This window comes from Virgibacillus sp. M23 (genome assembly GCF_034190895.1).
GTDB classification, from domain to species: domain Bacteria; phylum Bacillota; class Bacilli; order Bacillales; family Amphibacillaceae; genus Virgibacillus; species Virgibacillus salarius.
Map to the genome: position 1 here is coordinate 31,583 of NZ_JAWDHA010000021.1, position 14,919 is coordinate 46,501.

A 14,919-nucleotide genomic window follows, 5' to 3' on the forward strand; every position below is an offset into this window, starting at 1 on the left:
GGTGTACATGCAAGCCGATGATAACTTAGATTAGGGCAATTCGTGAAGTCGCCTCCGCTGGAACAGCTCAACACGCCCATTTTTATCCACAGGTTCAAATTTTACAATTACCTAGACAATAAAAAAATCCCTTCTCTGCATTTGCAGGGACGAGATTTGATCGCGGTACCACCCTAATTATGAACTATTGTTCATCACTTTATCATTATAACGGTATGACACCGACGGGAATTAACCGTACTCCAGCTTAGCTTTCCATGATTCTACCTTAGGATTTCTTTCAGCCAACGGAAATCCTTCTCTTAAAAGCGATTGTCATGTACTCAAAACTTTCAACGTATTCTACATGTATAGTTGTTAGCGTAATTATAAAAAACATCGAGCGGAATGTCAACGCCGATGCATACCTATGAGACAGAATCTTTCTTTGAAATTTCCTTTAATCCCTCTAGGTGATTTTTCGGATAAAGGCAGCGCTATACCTACTATAATTGCAGTAAAAGGAAAACCTCCTGATTCTGAGAGCCATTCAATAATTGATATAGGTGCATAAATGATATAGATAAATAACATTAAATACAGATAGAACCTTCTCCAGCTTTTTTCTGACATAAAAACTTCTTACACCTTCTCTTGATGTAATACACAGATATATTGCTTATTCTATTTCCCTATAGCGAAATGATGTTGAAAATAATACATCCTATCATCAGTTTGAAAAGAATATTGATTCCATATACTTGATTGTTGATTGGTTTCCTCCGTTTTTACCATTTGTAACTCATTCGCACCGACCTCCATGATCTTCGAGTCAATAACTTTTAATTCTTGTTGATCCTTGTCTAGTGCGCGTATCTTGATTTGTATTTCTTTTGGCTCATCCATATTGTTCTTCACATAAATCACATTGTGAAACTGTTCATTCGAACAATTTCTTTTTGTAAGACAATTACTTTCTGATTTAACTAGTGAAAGTGTAATTTCTTCTGAACCATTAGCATTTTCTGTTGCATTCATTGCTTGCTCTAAAGCCATCACATATGATAGCTTTTGTCCAAAGGGCATAAACCAAATAAACAGGAATCCTAAAACAGTGCCATCCCACCAATTAATTTCCATATCACTCTCGGATTATGAAATTGCTTAGAAACATTTTTATTCCGTAATGATAATGTTACAAATACATTAATAAGGGCAATGATTCCTAAAAACACAGCTGCTACGATTAGCCAGATCATACTTTCCATCGAGGTTTGCAAGAAAGGAATCGTATAAGTGGAAGATAGATAGACATTTCCAATTATCGATAACAAGATTAATAACAGAAAAAGGAGGATAGGATACTTCCATTTCACCTTTTCCCTTTTATTATTTTTTACGTTTATAAATGACCAAAGCACCCAAATAAACGGGACACTATATAAAATTATAACTAACAATATAAAAATCAATTTGTCACCTCTTTACTTCATTAAAACAGATCCCTACTGGATAATATTTCGTTATAATACGTAACTATACCATTTAGAATGGTTGGTCTAATGATACCTCCGTGCTCCAATCCCACACAACGTTAATAAAATCAATTTTTGGACCAGCTGATTCTTGGTACACATTCTCTTTTAAATTATCCATCATAGGACACTGCCTCTATTTCATTTGCTGCCCTTACAAATAGACGGTCTTCACTGATCTTTAATTTCGCATTTTCTAATACGCCACCGTTATCAATAATAATCTCTTTAACCTTTGCAACCACTTGACTTTCAATATCTACATCTTGGAGTAACTCTATCAGTTTTGGTCTTATCATTTCATGTTGTAAAGCTTCATTCACTACTTGGTCCAACGCTTCTAGATGTATTTCATTTGCTGACCAATCACGATAATAATTTCTACTTGCTAATTGCTCAGTTCGTTCTTGAAGATTTTCATCAAAATCTTCAAAGAAGCTAAGCAGCTCTCCTTCTAACGTCTCATACTCATACGTTTCAATGATTTTCTGTACTTCCTCATAGATTATACTAGATCCTGCCATGCTTGCTTGTTGAACCGTCGTACTAGATTTTTCTTTCGTGGCTAAAACGCCTCCCATATTTACTACTAGCAAAAACAGGATCATAATAATACTTAACATACCTAAAACGAATAAAGCTATGTTCCCTTCTTCTTGTTGGATAAACTGCTTCATTCTATCACCCTACCATGTGCACTTGCTGTATATGGAATGGAAGGTACATGATATCCGAATATTTCCTTAGGTAAAAATACCATCCGGATATTGACTTTAACCTTTGCAGTAAATTCTTTATTTCCAGAACTACTTATCGAATTTTTTTGTAAGTAACTCCCTGTCGTAGCTAATATATCATTCGCGGCATCTCTGGCACTCCCAGCGTTTTTGGTAATAGAATATACTTTTACATATTAGTTTGCAGCCGATTGTGTAATAAGAACCCCATTAATTCGGTTGAAAGCTTTAAGTGATGCTAATTAAAAAGAAGTTACAAATAGCTTCGATATCCACAAAGTTACAAATGAAAGGGATAGAAAAATCACTCGATTGTTTAACAACTTATCCAAAGTCGCTATTGATTTAAAAAATGAAGAAATCATAAATAGTAATCAATTAGACTCATTTAACAAGAAACGAAATGAAATAGATGAAGAGTTAAAGAATATTAGTGTAAAACAAGTTGAAGAATTGAAAAAATCTATTAACGAAAAATACAATAAACAAACGCAGGATTAACTGAGATAAAGTTGTTATTTGTATTAACTTTTGATAACCCAGACTTGCCAGATTCGAAATTTCATTTTAAAGACCAGATACTACTGCTAATACTAGTGCGATAAGAAATAAAATAATTGCTTTACGCTTTGACTCCAGCATTCTTAGACCTATTCTTTATCTGGGACTTTATTCCATCTTTTCATACTTTGTTTGATCATGTCAATTTTGTGTCTATATACAAAACGGTTCTAAAGTTAGCATTTTTGTTACTTATTTCATGAAATCATTAAACATCTTGAATTCTAAATATTTTTCTCGTACTTTTAACCTATTAAATGAAGCAAATAAGTTATCTCATTTTTATACTAGGTATTTATAATCGTTTTTTCCATTTAGCAGTACGAGTTGCATTTCGATAATGTTTTCGATATAATTTCTCTTTTTTACCCACAACAAAACGTACCATTTCTAGCTTGCTAAACTAAAAATGATACGTTTTTTAGGAATCCCTGCTTATAAAGTGAAAATTCAATAAGTAGGGATTTGGTTTTTCTCCCACTGATTGTTAGTCAAACCAATCGGACATTTACTGGCAGTCGATCCCCACTTACCCATATTGGTTTCACTTTGTTTCTTGAAGTGGGGGACTTCAGTTATATGCAGGTTAAAATACTACTCCAAATTACCCCTCTTGCTCCTTGCTACGAAATTGTCTCCAGTGAATGACATGCTTAATAATTACTTTGGCAATCGTCATCGTTGGTACAGCTATAATCATGCCAACAATTCCAAAAAGCTGTCCACCCAGTAATAAAGCAAAGATGATTGCTATTGGGTGTATATTAATACTTTTTCCAACAATGTATGGGGACAATAGGTTACTCTCAATTAATTGAATAATAAATACAGCTACTATTACAAATATAACTAATTTCCCTGAGACTGTAAGGGCAATCGCTACAGCAGGTGCTGCTCCAATAATTGGGCCAAAATATGGGATTAGATTTGTAATCCCCATAAGAATAGCAAGTAGCAAAGCAAAATCCATTCCAAGTAGCTTAAAAATAATAAGTGAGGTTAGGCTTACAAATAGGCAGACGAGTAATTGACCACGAATGTAATCACCTAACGTTTCATCAATAGCATGGACCATTTTACTTGATTGACTACGATATTTCTTTGGTATAAACCGCTTAAAATAAGCCTTAATTTTGTCATAATCCTTTAAAAAGTAAAACACTAATACAGGAATAACCGTAATAAAAATAATAAAATCGAATACTTTTGTAAATCCGTTTACAAGTCTTGCGAGTAATCGATCCAAGCCATTTTCTACCCTCGCGATTAGGTGATCAAATTTATCATGAACGGTTTCTGGTAAAAATGATGTATATTCGTACATTTGGTATATCAGTTTTTCATACATATTAATGAATTGAGGCAGTTGTTCATTAAGCTCTCTAACTTGCGTGACGATCATCGGGTAGACACGATAGATTAAATATGCGGTACCTCCAAAAAATAACAAATAGATGAGTAAAACAGCTATTCCCCTTGGAATATTATAGCTATGGAGTTTATTTACCACTGGATATAATAAATACGCTATAAGACAGGAAATAAGAAATGGAGCTAAGAGATGCCATAGAAATAAAAAAACTGTTTTGTAAAATGGAAACAGTTTTATCAGTAAGAAAATGAAAAGGAATAGAAAAATGCCAATCAATAACCAGTAAAGGAAGTTCAAACGCTTATTGTTTTTAAACATGATGACACTTCATCCTACTGAAGTAATTATCAGCATAGTTAAGGATTTTCATAGATCGTTCTTTCGTCTTCACTGAATAGATCGTTAAGTGAACTTAACGATCCATCTGCCTCAACCTGATGGACAGTTAATTTATCATTGATTACTGACATTTCAATAAAGCAATTCCAGCAATAAAACTGTTGTGTGCCTATCTTTCCAATATCCTTACCACGGCAATTTGGGCATCGCATTATCTATAGAGCTCCTTCTGTCTCAAATCTTACTCTCATGCTAACCCAAATTAACCAAAAATATACGTTTTGTCACATGAAATCGTATGGTGAAAGCTGGTCCTCATCCTCCACTTCAGGTTCAATCACTTTGCTGTCTAATTTAGCGATAAGACTCTCCTTTAGGCTGGTATAGCGCTGATTTGTATCAACTGTTGTTACTCCTTTTACAAACGCCTGCTGTTCTCCACAAATAATTAATGATTGTTTGCTTCTCGTAATTGCAGTATAAAGAAGGTTCTTTTTTAGCATCCGATGATAGGTTCTGACTACAGGTAATATGACAATTGGAAATTCACTACCTTGTGATTTATGTATAGAAATACAGTAAGCATGCATGATATTTCGGTAATCCTTCGGCTCATAGACGACTTCTTTATCATCATAAGCAATAACAAGCTGCTCCACATTTTCAGTATTTTCTTCTTCTCGAAAAATCGCAACTACTTCACCTATATCTCCATTATAAACACCGTCTTCAGGTTGATTTACCAGCTGAATAACCTTATCACCCTTACGATACACAGCATCCTGTGTTTTCACTTCTCTTTTTTGCTCTGTCTTCGGATTGATGATTTGCTGTAAAGCTTGATTTATTTTCGTGATACCAGCTTCCGATCGATACATAGGAGCTAACACTTGTACATCTCGAACATCAAACCCCTTATCCATAGCTTTTGTAAATATTTTCGTAATCACATCCACCATTTGCAGCTCATTACAAGGAATAAAGCTAAAGTCTTGATCATTTTGTAATTGAACTGGAGCGTCATTTTTAATCTCATGAGCAATTTGAATAATTCTCGAACCTTCTTTTTGACGATAAACTTCTGTAAGACGTACAAACGGTATGCAATCACTTCCAAGTAAATCTGATAACACCTGACCAGGTCCTACAGATGGTAACTGATCCTCATCTCCAACAATTAATACTTGCATATCATCAGGAATAGCCTTAAATAGATGATTAGCTAACCAACTATCGACCATTGAAAATTCATCAATAATTAAAAATCTACCAGCTAATGGTTCATGTTCATTTTTATCAAAACCACTATTACCATCCCAACCTAGTAATCGATGAATGGTTTGTGCAGGAAGGCCGGCAGATTCTGTTAATCGTTTCGCTGCTCTTCCAGTAGGAGCAGTTAAAATAAACGGGAATTCATGCTCATTATCATAATCTTTCGGGTTTAGGGATAATTGATGAATCGTAGCGTACGCATTTAATATTCCTTTCACTACAGTAGTCTTTCCCGTACCAGGACCACCTGTTAAGATCATGAGTTTTGAATGAATCGACTGATTAATCGCAGTGAATTGCTCTTTTCCGTACGATAGAACTTCGGACTCCTCGATGTCACCGATTATCTTCATTAATTCAGCCATCGGGGTTTGATGTTCAATTGGCTTTGTTAGAATTCTTTTAATATGTGTACTAAATCCATCTTCTGCATAATACAAAGAAGGTAGATAGACATGACCATCCTGAATAATAATCGTTTTATCACGATTCAATTCTGTTAAGCGTTCTGTAATAATAACTTCAGAAAGGTCTATTGTTGCTAGCAGCTCCATTACCAAATTTATACACTTATCCATAGGCAAAAACACATGGCCATCTTGAACAGATCGTTGTAACACATAAATACACCCTGCTCCAATTCGATTCGGATGCGACGTAGAAAGTCCCATTTGGTTTGCTATTTCATCCGCTGTCCGAAACCCAAATCCCTCAATATCAAATACAAACTGATAAGGATCCTCCTCAATCAAATGGATAGCTTCATCCTTATAATTCTGATATATTTTTTGTGCCATTTTCAGACCAATATGATAATTAGCTAAATAGACAGCAACATGTTCAAATCCTTGATTCTCTTGAAGCGCAGTCCGCAAAGATTCTGCTGTTGCTTGCTTTAATCCTGCTACATTAGCTAGAGCCTTAGGATCGTTTATAATCTTTGTAATTGCGTTTTCACCAAGTTGATCAACGATCTTCTCCGCCGTTTTCTTGCCTACACCGTAAAAGAGATCACTCGAAAGATAAGCAACAAGCCCATCCTTCGAATTAGGAATAAACGTCTGATAAGAAGTTACGTTATATTGAGTGCCGAAACGAGGATGCTTTTCAAACGTTCCATAAAAATAGTAGCTAGTTTCCTCTTGCAGATTTGAAAAATATCCTTTTATGACAATATCTTTCTCTTTAAATGCTTCATTCGTTTCCAGTACTTTAATTTTTGCAATCGAAAACTGCTCAGCTTGATTGTGAAAAATAGTATAAACAAGTTCCCCTTTGATATACCCTTGATCCTCCACTGCATATTTGTCTCGTTCCATCTCAAACACTCCACTATTTTCTTACTTCTTCAACAATCCCTCTGTTTTTTCCTTGCCATTTGCAGCTAAGATATGCTCAGGTTGAATGCGTAACGCTTCTTCAAAGAACGCTAATGCCTGCTCTAACCGATCTTCAAATAGGGCAATAACACCTAGGTTGTAATTAGCATCACTGTGATTAGTCTCTATTGTTAATACTTTTCGAAAGATTTCTTCTGCATCTTTTAAATGATCGCTCTGTGCCAACGTTAATCCATATTGAAACAAGCTATCAGCATCTTCTGGGTCTAGCTCTGTAGCTCGTAATAAATACGGAAGAGCTAATTTATAATGCTCCTGGTGTTGAAAAGTCATTCCTAGTAAAAAATAAACGTCTGCTTCCTCTAAGCCCAGCTCTACAGCTTTCTGAAAGTTTTCTTGTGCTTTAGGGTAGAGTGCTTGCTCATAAAATAGATTACCTAATCCATAGTAAGCTGTTGCTGCGTGCTCATCCAACTCGATCGCTTTCTCAAAAAAGCGCTGTGCTCTAGGAAGATCATTGACATGAAATAGCAAGTTCCCAAAGTTGATGTAACCAACTGGGTCGTTTGGATTTTCTTCGATTACTTCTGTAAACAATGCAGCAGCCTCTTCGAATTTATTCTCCTGCATGTGCGCTATTGCTTGTTTGTTCTTATCCATAGTAAAACTCCTTATTAACCAACATAATCTAATCTATGGTCCGCTTTTCTAATCTCATCAATTGTTCCTCCACCAAGGCAAACATCTCCATTGTAAAATACGACAGCTTGACCTGGGGTAATAGCCCGTTGGCTTTCCATAAAGTCAACCCTGACATGGTCATCATCCAAAATGGTTACCTTTACTTCACTATCTTGTTGACGGTAGCGGAATTTAGCTGTACAAGTAAAACTCTCCTCCACTTTATCCGCATGAATCCAATTCACATCTGATGCAATAAGAGCATCTGAATATAGCTTGTCATTTGCATAGCCTTGCTCCACATAAAGGACGTTATCTTCTAGATTTTTACCTACGACAAACCACGGGTCTCCAGCTCCACCGATTCCCAGTCCTTGCCGTTGACCGATTGTGTAATACATAAGACCATCATGTTTTCCTTTCACTTCCCCTTCTAACGTTTGCATTTGTCCTGGCTGTGCAGGTAAATATTCACTTAGAAACGTTTTGAAGTTTCGTTCTCCAATAAAGCAAATTCCTGTGCTATCTTTCTTTTCAGCAGTTGCTAATCCATGCTCTTTAGCTATTTTTCTAACTTCTGATTTTGGTAGATGCCCAAGTGGAAACATCACTTTCCCCAAAATATCTTCGGTTAATTGATTTAAAAAATAGGTTTGATCCTTATTGTCATCCACTCCACGAAGCATTTCGTATCTATCATTTTGAGATCGGACTTGTGCATAATGCCCTGTTGCTAAATAATCTGCACCTAGAGACATGGCATGCTCTAAGAATGCTTTAAATTTAATCTCTTTATTACACATTACGTCTGGATTTGGTGTTCTTCCTGCTTTATATTCATCTAGAAAATACGTAAATACCTTATCCCAATATTGCTTTTCGAAATTAACCGCATAATAAGGAATTTCCAATTGATTACAGACACGTACAACATCATCAAAATCTTCTGTCGCCGTACAAACACCAAATTCATCTGTATCATCCCAGTTTTTCATAAAGATTCCGACTACATCATATCCTTGTTGTTTTAATAATAGAGCAGCAACGGAAGAATCAACGCCTCCACTCATTCCAACTACAACTCTTGTGTCCTTATTACTTTTCATGATTTATCCATCCTTTTTAACGAGCTAATCGCTTCACAATTTTTGCAACACGTAATGCAGCTTGCTCTACATTTTCCTCTGTATTGAAAATTCCAAAGCTAAACCGAATTGAGTTTGTTGTACATTCATGTTCTTTACCAAACATCGCTGTTAATACATGAGAAGGCTCTACAGATCCCGCTGTACAAGCACTACCACTTGAAGCAGCTATGCCTTCTAAATCAAAATTCGTCAAAAGCGCTTCTACTTTTGTACCTGGAAAGCTAATATTAACAATCGATGCAATCGTGGACTTAACATCCCCATTTACTTGAAACTCAACACCATTTTCTTCTAACAGGCGAAGAAACAGATTTTTATAGGAGCTATACAATTCATTACGTTCAACTTTATTTTCCATAGCAAGCTCAACGGCTTTTTGAAATCCAACTATGCCAGCAATATTTTCTGTCCCAGCCCGACGTTTTCTTTCTTGCTCACCGCCAAATTGTAAAGACTGAAGCTGTACATTCTCTTGAACATATAAAAAACCTATCCCTTTAGGTCCATTTATTTTATGTGAAGATACTGTCAGCAGATCAATGCCTAGCAAATTTACGTCAATATCGATTAGTCCATAAGCCTGGACAGCATCCGTATGAAAATAAGCCTGGTGTTCGTGTAGCAATTGTCCAATCTCTTGGATCGGCTGAATAACCCCAGTTTCATTATTTACAAACATTATCGAAACTAAAATAGTTTCATCCGTTAGTGCACGTCGTACATCTTCTGTAGAAACCAAACCATCTTGATCAACAGGTAAATAGGTCACGCTAAAACCCTCTGCTTCTAATTTCTCAATGGTATGCAGGACAGCATGATGCTCTTGTACTGTCGTAATAATATGGTTACCTTTATCTCGATTACCTAAAGCAGCACCTATTAATGCAAGATTATCAGCTTCCGTTCCCCCACTTGTAAAAACAATTTCTCTTTCCTTAGCTTGTATACTTCTAGCCATTACGAGTCTTGCTTCATCAAGCAGGTGCCTTGCTTTCCTACCAAATGAATGAACACTTGATGGATTACCAAACACTTCTTTTTCTACGTTATACATGGTATCCAAGACATCTTGATGAATCGGCGTTGTTGCTGCATGATCTAAATAAATTTGTTCCATGTTTATCTTTCCTTCCTGCTTGCATTAAATATAGAACATATATGCTTCTTGCGGCTGTTCATTATTATGTTCGGATAAATCCTTTAAAGTCGTGGTATCTAAGACATCCTTAACAGCATCACGAATTCGTAGCCAAAGCGCCTGCTTGGCAGGTTCTTCATCCTCTATTCCCTCTACAGGTGTAATAGGGCCTTCTAATACCCGAATAATGTCACCAGCTTTTATATCAATTGGTTCTTTCGCTAATATATAACCACCATAAGCACCACGAATACTTTTTATTAACCCTGCATTACGTAGTGGGCTAGCAAGCTGCTCTAAATAATGTTCCGATAAGTTATTCTCTTTAGCTATTTGTTTTAAAGAAGTCGGTCCTTTTCCATGCTGCTTAGCTAAATGAATCATAATTGTTAATCCATATCTTCCCTTTGTAGAAATCTTCATTTATTACACCTCAATTTAAATTACGTTCCATTAATACTAATACATGATATTATAGCATGGAACGCATTCTTCATGCATGTTATCGAATTGAATTGTATGGTAGTGTATGTAATCATTATATCGTAGCATTACTTCTATTTTAATCATGCTACCTCGCATATCTCTTTATGAACAATCTTCTTGAAACAATGTTTTATTATATTATAAAGGAAGGTATAAATGAAATTAAAACCACTTGCATTTCGTATGAGACCCGGACATATTGACGAGATTATTGGACAAGAGCACTTAGTTGGGGAAGGTAAAATCATTCGACGTATGGTAACTGCTGAGCGATTAGCATCGATGATTTTATTCGGGCCACCGGGAACTGGTAAGACGTCCATGGCATTTGCTCTAGCAAAAAGTTTAGGAAAGACGGTTAAATCACTGAATGCAGTGACAGATAAAAAGAAAGATATGGAGATCGTTGTCGAAGAAGCTAAAATGTTAGGTCAGGTTGTGCTCATACTCGATGAAGTTCATCGTTTAGATAAAGGAAAACAAGATTTTCTGCTGCCTCATTTAGAGAGCAATCTTATCATTCTGATTGGTTGTACCACTAGTAATCCTTATCATTCCATTAATCCCGCTATTCGTAGCCGGTGTCATTTATTCGAATTGCAGCCCTTAACAACAGAGCATGTGAAACAAGCGATCAATCGAGCAATAGCAGATCAAGAAAACGGGCTGGGTAAGCAGCAAGTAAAGCTTTCTGATGATGCACTCGAGCATTTCGCTAGAAGTGCAAACGGTGATATGCGCGCTGCACTGAATGGACTGGAACTAGCAGTTTCATCAACCCCTGAAAACGAACAGCATGAGATTGCTATTGCTTTAGATACCGCTGAAGAGTGTATGCAAAAAAAGAGCTTTTCCCATGATAAGGATGGAGACGCTCATTACGATGTACTTTCTGCTTTTCAAAAGTCAATTCGTGGTAGCGACGTTGATGCTGCCCTTCACTATTTAGGTAGATTAATTGAGGCTGGTGATCTAGATAGTATTGCTCGACGAATGATCGTAACAGCGTATGAAGATATTGGGCTTGCAAACCCACAAGCTGGTCCTCGAGCAATTTATGCCGTACAGGCCGCAGAGCGATTAGGCTTTCCTGAGGCAAGAATACCACTTGCAGTAGCTATTGTAGAATTGTGTTTGTCCCCTAAATCCAATACTGCATATAAAGCACTTGATGCAGCTTTGGCAGATATTCGCCAAGGTAAGAGCGGTGATATACCGTTACATCTAAAAGATTCACATTATCAAGGTGCGAATTCATTAGGCAGGGGCAATGAATACAAATACCCCCATAATTATGATAATGGGTGGATTGATCAGCAGTACTTACCTGATTCTATAAAAAACAAACAGTATTATCATCCAAGAGCGACAGGTAAATTTGAGCAGGCTATGAAACAAGTTTATGAAAAAATACAACAAGATAAAAAGATTTGACGTATAAGATAAACCTCCTGCGGCAACAATAAATGTAAAAATAGCTAAATCTATTATTTATTGAAGCTGTTATTACTAAAGGAGTTGAACATAATGGTAAAGGTAAGACAAGACGCATGGTCACATGAAGATGATTTATTATTGGCTGAAACCGTATTGCGCCATATCAGAGAGGGGAGCACCCAATTAAATGCTTTTGAAGAAGTCGGTGATAAATTGAACCGTACATCAGCAGCATGCGGCTTTCGCTGGAATGCTGAGATTCGGATGAAATATGTGAATGCTATTGATCTGGCAAAGCGTCAACGTAAAGAGAAGAAACGTGCCATGGCTAAAAGCGGCCAAACAATCAGAAAGCCTGTAGTTTCTTTACCTCAGAATCACGTACAAGAGGAAGATACACAGCAAAACGACGTCCCAGCTGTACAAGCTGATTCATCGATGACAATGGATATGGTAATACGCTATTTAAAGGACGTTAAAAAACAAACAATTTCTTCCAACCAATCAAAAGCAAATCTGGAGCAAGTGGAAAACGAGAATAAAAAATTAAGAGAACAAGTAGATACATTGAATAAAGAATTAGAACAAACTAAAACACAGTTGTCTACTATTCAAGAGGACTATCAAGCATTTATTCAAATTATGGAAAGAGCACGTAAAATGACCGTTTTGGATGATCAAGGTTCCATGCCTGCACCGGCATTTCGCATGGATAAAAATGGAAACTTGCAGCAATTAGCACAAGGGTCAAATTAACAGATTCTGGCTATCTTGCTAGCAAAAAACCCTAAATTGCCAAAGGAGGTAATCCTTTTTGCAATTTAGGGTTTTTTTTACACAATCCCGATCGTGCCGTCCAGTATGAAGCTTTGATCCCGCTCACGGCAGGTGGGCGCTCTGTCCTATATTTATTGTACTTCCTAATTCAAGGCACGTACGCAACATAGGAACTACTTCGAGCTCCCAAGTATACAGTTGTTCGGTCAAAACACTTTTCATGGACGCACACATCAGGATTGCGTTAAATACTATTATTCATCAAACCTTGCATAAGCTTTGATGTTATTTTAACACGTGTATTCTTCAAAAAGCAATAATGAGATAACTTTCAATTACTTATCTTTACGGTTTAACTGGATGGATAATTCATCTAACTGTGCCTTTTCTACTTCACTTGGTGCATTTGTTAACAAATCGGAAGCAGATGCAGTCTTTGGAAACAAAATCGTATCTCTAAGATTCGTTCTTCCTGCTAATAGCATAACAATTCGGTCTAGTCCTAATGCAACACCGCCATGGGGAGGAGTTCCATAATCAAGTGCTTCAAATAAAAATCCAAATTGTTCTTTTGCTTCTTCTTCAGAAAAACCTAAGACATCAAACATTTCCTTCTGTAGGTCTGTTTTATGAATCCTAATCGAACCTCCACCTAATTCAAAGCCGTTGAGAACAAGATCATATGCATTTGCTCGAACACTAGCTGGGTCAGATTTTAATTTATCTATATCAGCCTCTGCTGGAGAAGTAAACGGATGATGTGCTGCAAAATATCTTTTTAACTCCTCATCATATTCTAATAGCGGCCAATCTGTTACCCAAAGAAAATGAAATGCTGATTCATCGATTAATTTTAGTTCCTTCCCTAACTTCAATCGAAGTGCACCTAAGCTGTCATGAACTACATTGCTTTTATCAGCTACAAACAACAGTAAATCGCCGTCTTCTGCACTTGCATTTGCTAATAACCCCGCTTTTTCATCTTCCGAAATAAATTTAGCAATCGGACCTTTGACATCCGCACCTTCCACTTTTAACCATGCAAGTCCTTTAGCTCCATACACCTTAACAAAATCTGTTAGTTTATCAATATCTTTTCTTGAATAATTTGCGGCCTGCTCTTTTACATTTAATAAAGCAACGCTACCTCCAGATTCAATGGCACTTTGGAAAACCTTAAAGGTTGAATCTTTAAGCACCTCTGATACATGAATTAATTCCATACCAAATCTTGTGTCAGGCTTATCTGAACCATATCGAGACATTGCTTCATCATACGCCATTCTTGGTAGCGGTAAGGAGATATCTATACCTTTTACTTCCTTCATCACATATTTCATCATTTCCTCAGTCATCTGCATAATTTCATCGCTTGATAGAAACGATGTTTCAATATCAATCTGAGTAAATTCAGGCTGTCGATCAGCTCGTAAATCCTCATCTCGGAAGCAACGAGCAATTTGGTAATACCTCTCAAATCCGCCCATCATAATGAGCTGTTTAAATAACTGAGGTGATTGAGGTAATGCATAAAATTCCCCATCATGAACACGACTTGGTACTAAATAATCCCTAGCACCTTCTGGTGTGCTTTTTGTCAGAATAGGTGTTTCCATTTCCAAAAAATCACGTTGGTTAAGGAAGTTACGTACCGCTTGTGTTGTTTGATGACGAAGTTTAAATGTTTCCTGCAGAGGTTTGCGTCTTAAATCAATATAACGGTATTTTAAGCGCAGATCCTCTGCAACATCAGTCTCATCCTGGATCGTAAAAGGCGGTGTTTTTGCCTTATTTAAAATGGCAATTTCTGCAACAATTATTTCAATGGTACCAGTAGTCATTAATGGATTAATCGTTGAAACGTCCCGTTTTACTACTTTCCCTTTTACCTCTACCACATATTCACTTCGAATTGTTTCGGCAATTTCCATAGCTGTCGCCGAATGATCAGGGTTAAATACAATTTGTACAATACCTGATTTATCACGAAGATCAACAAAGATTAAACCGCCTAAGTCACGACGCTTTTGCACCCATCCCTTTAATAATACCGTTTCACCGACATTTGCTTCTCCAAGCGTTCCTGCCATTATACGTTGATGTTCACTCATTAC

At 36.6% G+C, this 14,919-nt stretch carries 14 protein-coding genes, 1 other RNA gene and 1 other annotated feature; of the genes, 3 read left to right on the forward strand and 12 right to left on the reverse strand.

All coding sequences use genetic code 11. The features are described 5' to 3' along the window. Nucleotides 1-142 precede the first annotated feature (142 nt). Nucleotides 143-345, reverse strand: a binding site (T-box leader). A gap of 318 nt (nucleotides 346-663) precedes the next feature. The 3 genes from RVS70_RS10420 to RVS70_RS10430 all read right to left on the reverse strand — a co-directional run bounded on the left by RVS70_RS10420 (nucleotide 664) and on the right by RVS70_RS10430 (nucleotide 2,191). Further along, nucleotides 664-1,119 (reverse strand): hypothetical protein, encoded by a 456-nt coding sequence (locus RVS70_RS10420; protein ID WP_321133209.1) that lies wholly within the window; start codon nucleotides 1,117-1,119, stop codon nucleotides 664-666. Next, a complete protein-coding gene (locus RVS70_RS10425; protein ID WP_026681237.1) occupies nucleotides 1,086-1,451 on the reverse strand; it encodes a hypothetical protein in 366 nt (121 codons plus the stop codon). Before RVS70_RS10425 ends, RVS70_RS10420 begins: the two co-directional genes overlap by 34 nt. Before the next feature lie 176 nt (nucleotides 1,452-1,627). Continuing rightward, nucleotides 1,628-2,191, reverse strand: coding sequence for a Tad domain-containing protein (locus tag RVS70_RS10430; RefSeq protein WP_026681238.1), 564 nt, complete (start codon nucleotides 2,189-2,191; stop codon nucleotides 1,628-1,630). 372 nt (nucleotides 2,192-2,563) lie between these two features. On the opposite strand from RVS70_RS10430, the gene RVS70_RS10435 reads away from it, so the two are divergent. Continuing rightward, nucleotides 2,564-2,752 (forward strand): hypothetical protein, encoded by a 189-nt coding sequence (locus RVS70_RS10435; RefSeq protein WP_026681239.1) that lies wholly within the window; start codon nucleotides 2,564-2,566, stop codon nucleotides 2,750-2,752. Nucleotides 2,753-3,416: 664 nt separating this feature from the next. Here the strand turns inward: RVS70_RS10435 and RVS70_RS10440 are convergent. The 7 genes from RVS70_RS10440 to cymR form a co-directional block, all read right to left on the reverse strand. Next, complete coding sequence (locus RVS70_RS10440) at nucleotides 3,417-4,502, reverse strand: AI-2E family transporter (RefSeq protein WP_026681240.1); 1,086 nt, start codon at nucleotides 4,500-4,502, stop codon at nucleotides 3,417-3,419. A gap of 38 nt (nucleotides 4,503-4,540) precedes the next feature. Next, complete coding sequence (locus RVS70_RS10445; RefSeq protein ID WP_034678985.1) at nucleotides 4,541-4,735, reverse strand: hypothetical protein; 195 nt, start codon at nucleotides 4,733-4,735, stop codon at nucleotides 4,541-4,543. A 72-nt stretch (nucleotides 4,736-4,807) separates the two neighbouring features. Then, nucleotides 4,808-7,117, reverse strand: a complete 2,310-nt coding sequence (locus RVS70_RS10450; RefSeq protein WP_026681242.1) for an ATP-dependent RecD-like DNA helicase — start codon at nucleotides 7,115-7,117, stop codon at nucleotides 4,808-4,810. A 21-nt stretch (nucleotides 7,118-7,138) separates the two neighbouring features. Further along, nucleotides 7,139-7,798: a tetratricopeptide repeat protein gene (locus tag RVS70_RS10455; protein ID WP_205388648.1), complete on the reverse strand. Its 660-nt coding sequence runs from the start codon at nucleotides 7,796-7,798 to the stop codon at nucleotides 7,139-7,141. A gap of 14 nt (nucleotides 7,799-7,812) precedes the next feature. Next, complete coding sequence (mnmA, locus tag RVS70_RS10460) at nucleotides 7,813-8,925, reverse strand: tRNA 2-thiouridine(34) synthase MnmA (RefSeq protein WP_026681244.1); 1,113 nt, start codon at nucleotides 8,923-8,925, stop codon at nucleotides 7,813-7,815. Between the two features lie 16 nt (nucleotides 8,926-8,941). Then, nucleotides 8,942-10,084 (reverse strand): cysteine desulfurase family protein, encoded by a 1,143-nt coding sequence (locus tag RVS70_RS10465; RefSeq protein WP_026681245.1) that lies wholly within the window; start codon nucleotides 10,082-10,084, stop codon nucleotides 8,942-8,944. Nucleotides 10,085-10,108: 24 nt separating this feature from the next. Beyond that, complete coding sequence (gene cymR / locus RVS70_RS10470) at nucleotides 10,109-10,528, reverse strand: cysteine metabolism transcriptional regulator CymR (protein WP_026681246.1); 420 nt, start codon at nucleotides 10,526-10,528, stop codon at nucleotides 10,109-10,111. A gap of 219 nt (nucleotides 10,529-10,747) precedes the next feature. Between cymR and RVS70_RS10475 the strand changes: the two genes are divergently transcribed. Together RVS70_RS10475 and RVS70_RS10480 are read left to right on the forward strand one after the other, a co-directional pair. Then, complete coding sequence (locus RVS70_RS10475; protein WP_205388649.1) at nucleotides 10,748-12,025, forward strand: replication-associated recombination protein A; 1,278 nt, start codon at nucleotides 10,748-10,750, stop codon at nucleotides 12,023-12,025. 93 nt (nucleotides 12,026-12,118) lie between these two features. Beyond that, nucleotides 12,119-12,784 carry an RsfA family transcriptional regulator gene (locus tag RVS70_RS10480; RefSeq protein ID WP_026681248.1) on the forward strand — a complete coding sequence of 222 codons (666 nt, stop codon included), beginning with the start codon at nucleotides 12,119-12,121 and terminating at the stop codon, nucleotides 12,782-12,784. 80 nt (nucleotides 12,785-12,864) lie between these two features. Here the strand turns inward: RVS70_RS10480 and ssrS are convergent. Beyond that, nucleotides 12,865-13,048, reverse strand: a non-coding RNA gene (gene ssrS, locus RVS70_RS10485) — 6S RNA. 92 nt (nucleotides 13,049-13,140) lie between these two features. Continuing rightward, a complete protein-coding gene (gene aspS, locus RVS70_RS10490; RefSeq protein ID WP_205388650.1) occupies nucleotides 13,141-14,916 on the reverse strand; it encodes an aspartate--tRNA ligase in 1,776 nt (591 codons plus the stop codon). Between the last annotated feature and the right edge of the window lie 3 nt (nucleotides 14,917-14,919).

Bases quoted from the DNA above. Each gene is read 5' to 3' on its own strand.
- RVS70_RS10420 (WP_321133209.1), bottom strand. From the start codon at position 1,119: ATGGAAATTAATTGGTGGGATGGCACTGTTTTAGGATTCCTGTTTATT.
- RVS70_RS10430 (WP_026681238.1), bottom strand. From the start codon at position 2,191: ATGAAGCAGTTTATCCAACAAGAAGAAGGGAACATAGCTTTATTCGTT.
- RVS70_RS10440 (WP_026681240.1), bottom strand. From the start codon at position 4,502: ATGTTTAAAAACAATAAGCGTTTGAACTTCCTTTACTGGTTATTGATT.
- RVS70_RS10445 (WP_034678985.1), bottom strand. From the start codon at position 4,735: ATGCGATGCCCAAATTGCCGTGGTAAGGATATTGGAAAGATAGGCACA.
- RVS70_RS10450 (WP_026681242.1), bottom strand. From the start codon at position 7,117: ATGGAACGAGACAAATATGCAGTGGAGGATCAAGGGTATATCAAAGGG.
- RVS70_RS10455 (WP_205388648.1), bottom strand. From the start codon at position 7,798: ATGGATAAGAACAAACAAGCAATAGCGCACATGCAGGAGAATAAATTC.
- mnmA (WP_026681244.1), bottom strand. From the start codon at position 8,925: ATGAAAAGTAATAAGGACACAAGAGTTGTAGTTGGAATGAGTGGAGGC.
- RVS70_RS10465 (WP_026681245.1), bottom strand. From the start codon at position 10,084: ATGGAACAAATTTATTTAGATCATGCAGCAACAACGCCGATTCATCAA.
- cymR (WP_026681246.1), bottom strand. From the start codon at position 10,528: ATGAAGATTTCTACAAAGGGAAGATATGGATTAACAATTATGATTCAT.
- RVS70_RS10475 (WP_205388649.1), top strand. From the start codon at position 10,748: ATGAAATTAAAACCACTTGCATTTCGTATGAGACCCGGACATATTGAC.
- RVS70_RS10480 (WP_026681248.1), top strand. From the start codon at position 12,119: ATGGTAAAGGTAAGACAAGACGCATGGTCACATGAAGATGATTTATTA.
- aspS (WP_205388650.1), bottom strand. From the start codon at position 14,916: ATGAGTGAACATCAACGTATAATGGCAGGAACGCTTGGAGAAGCAAAT.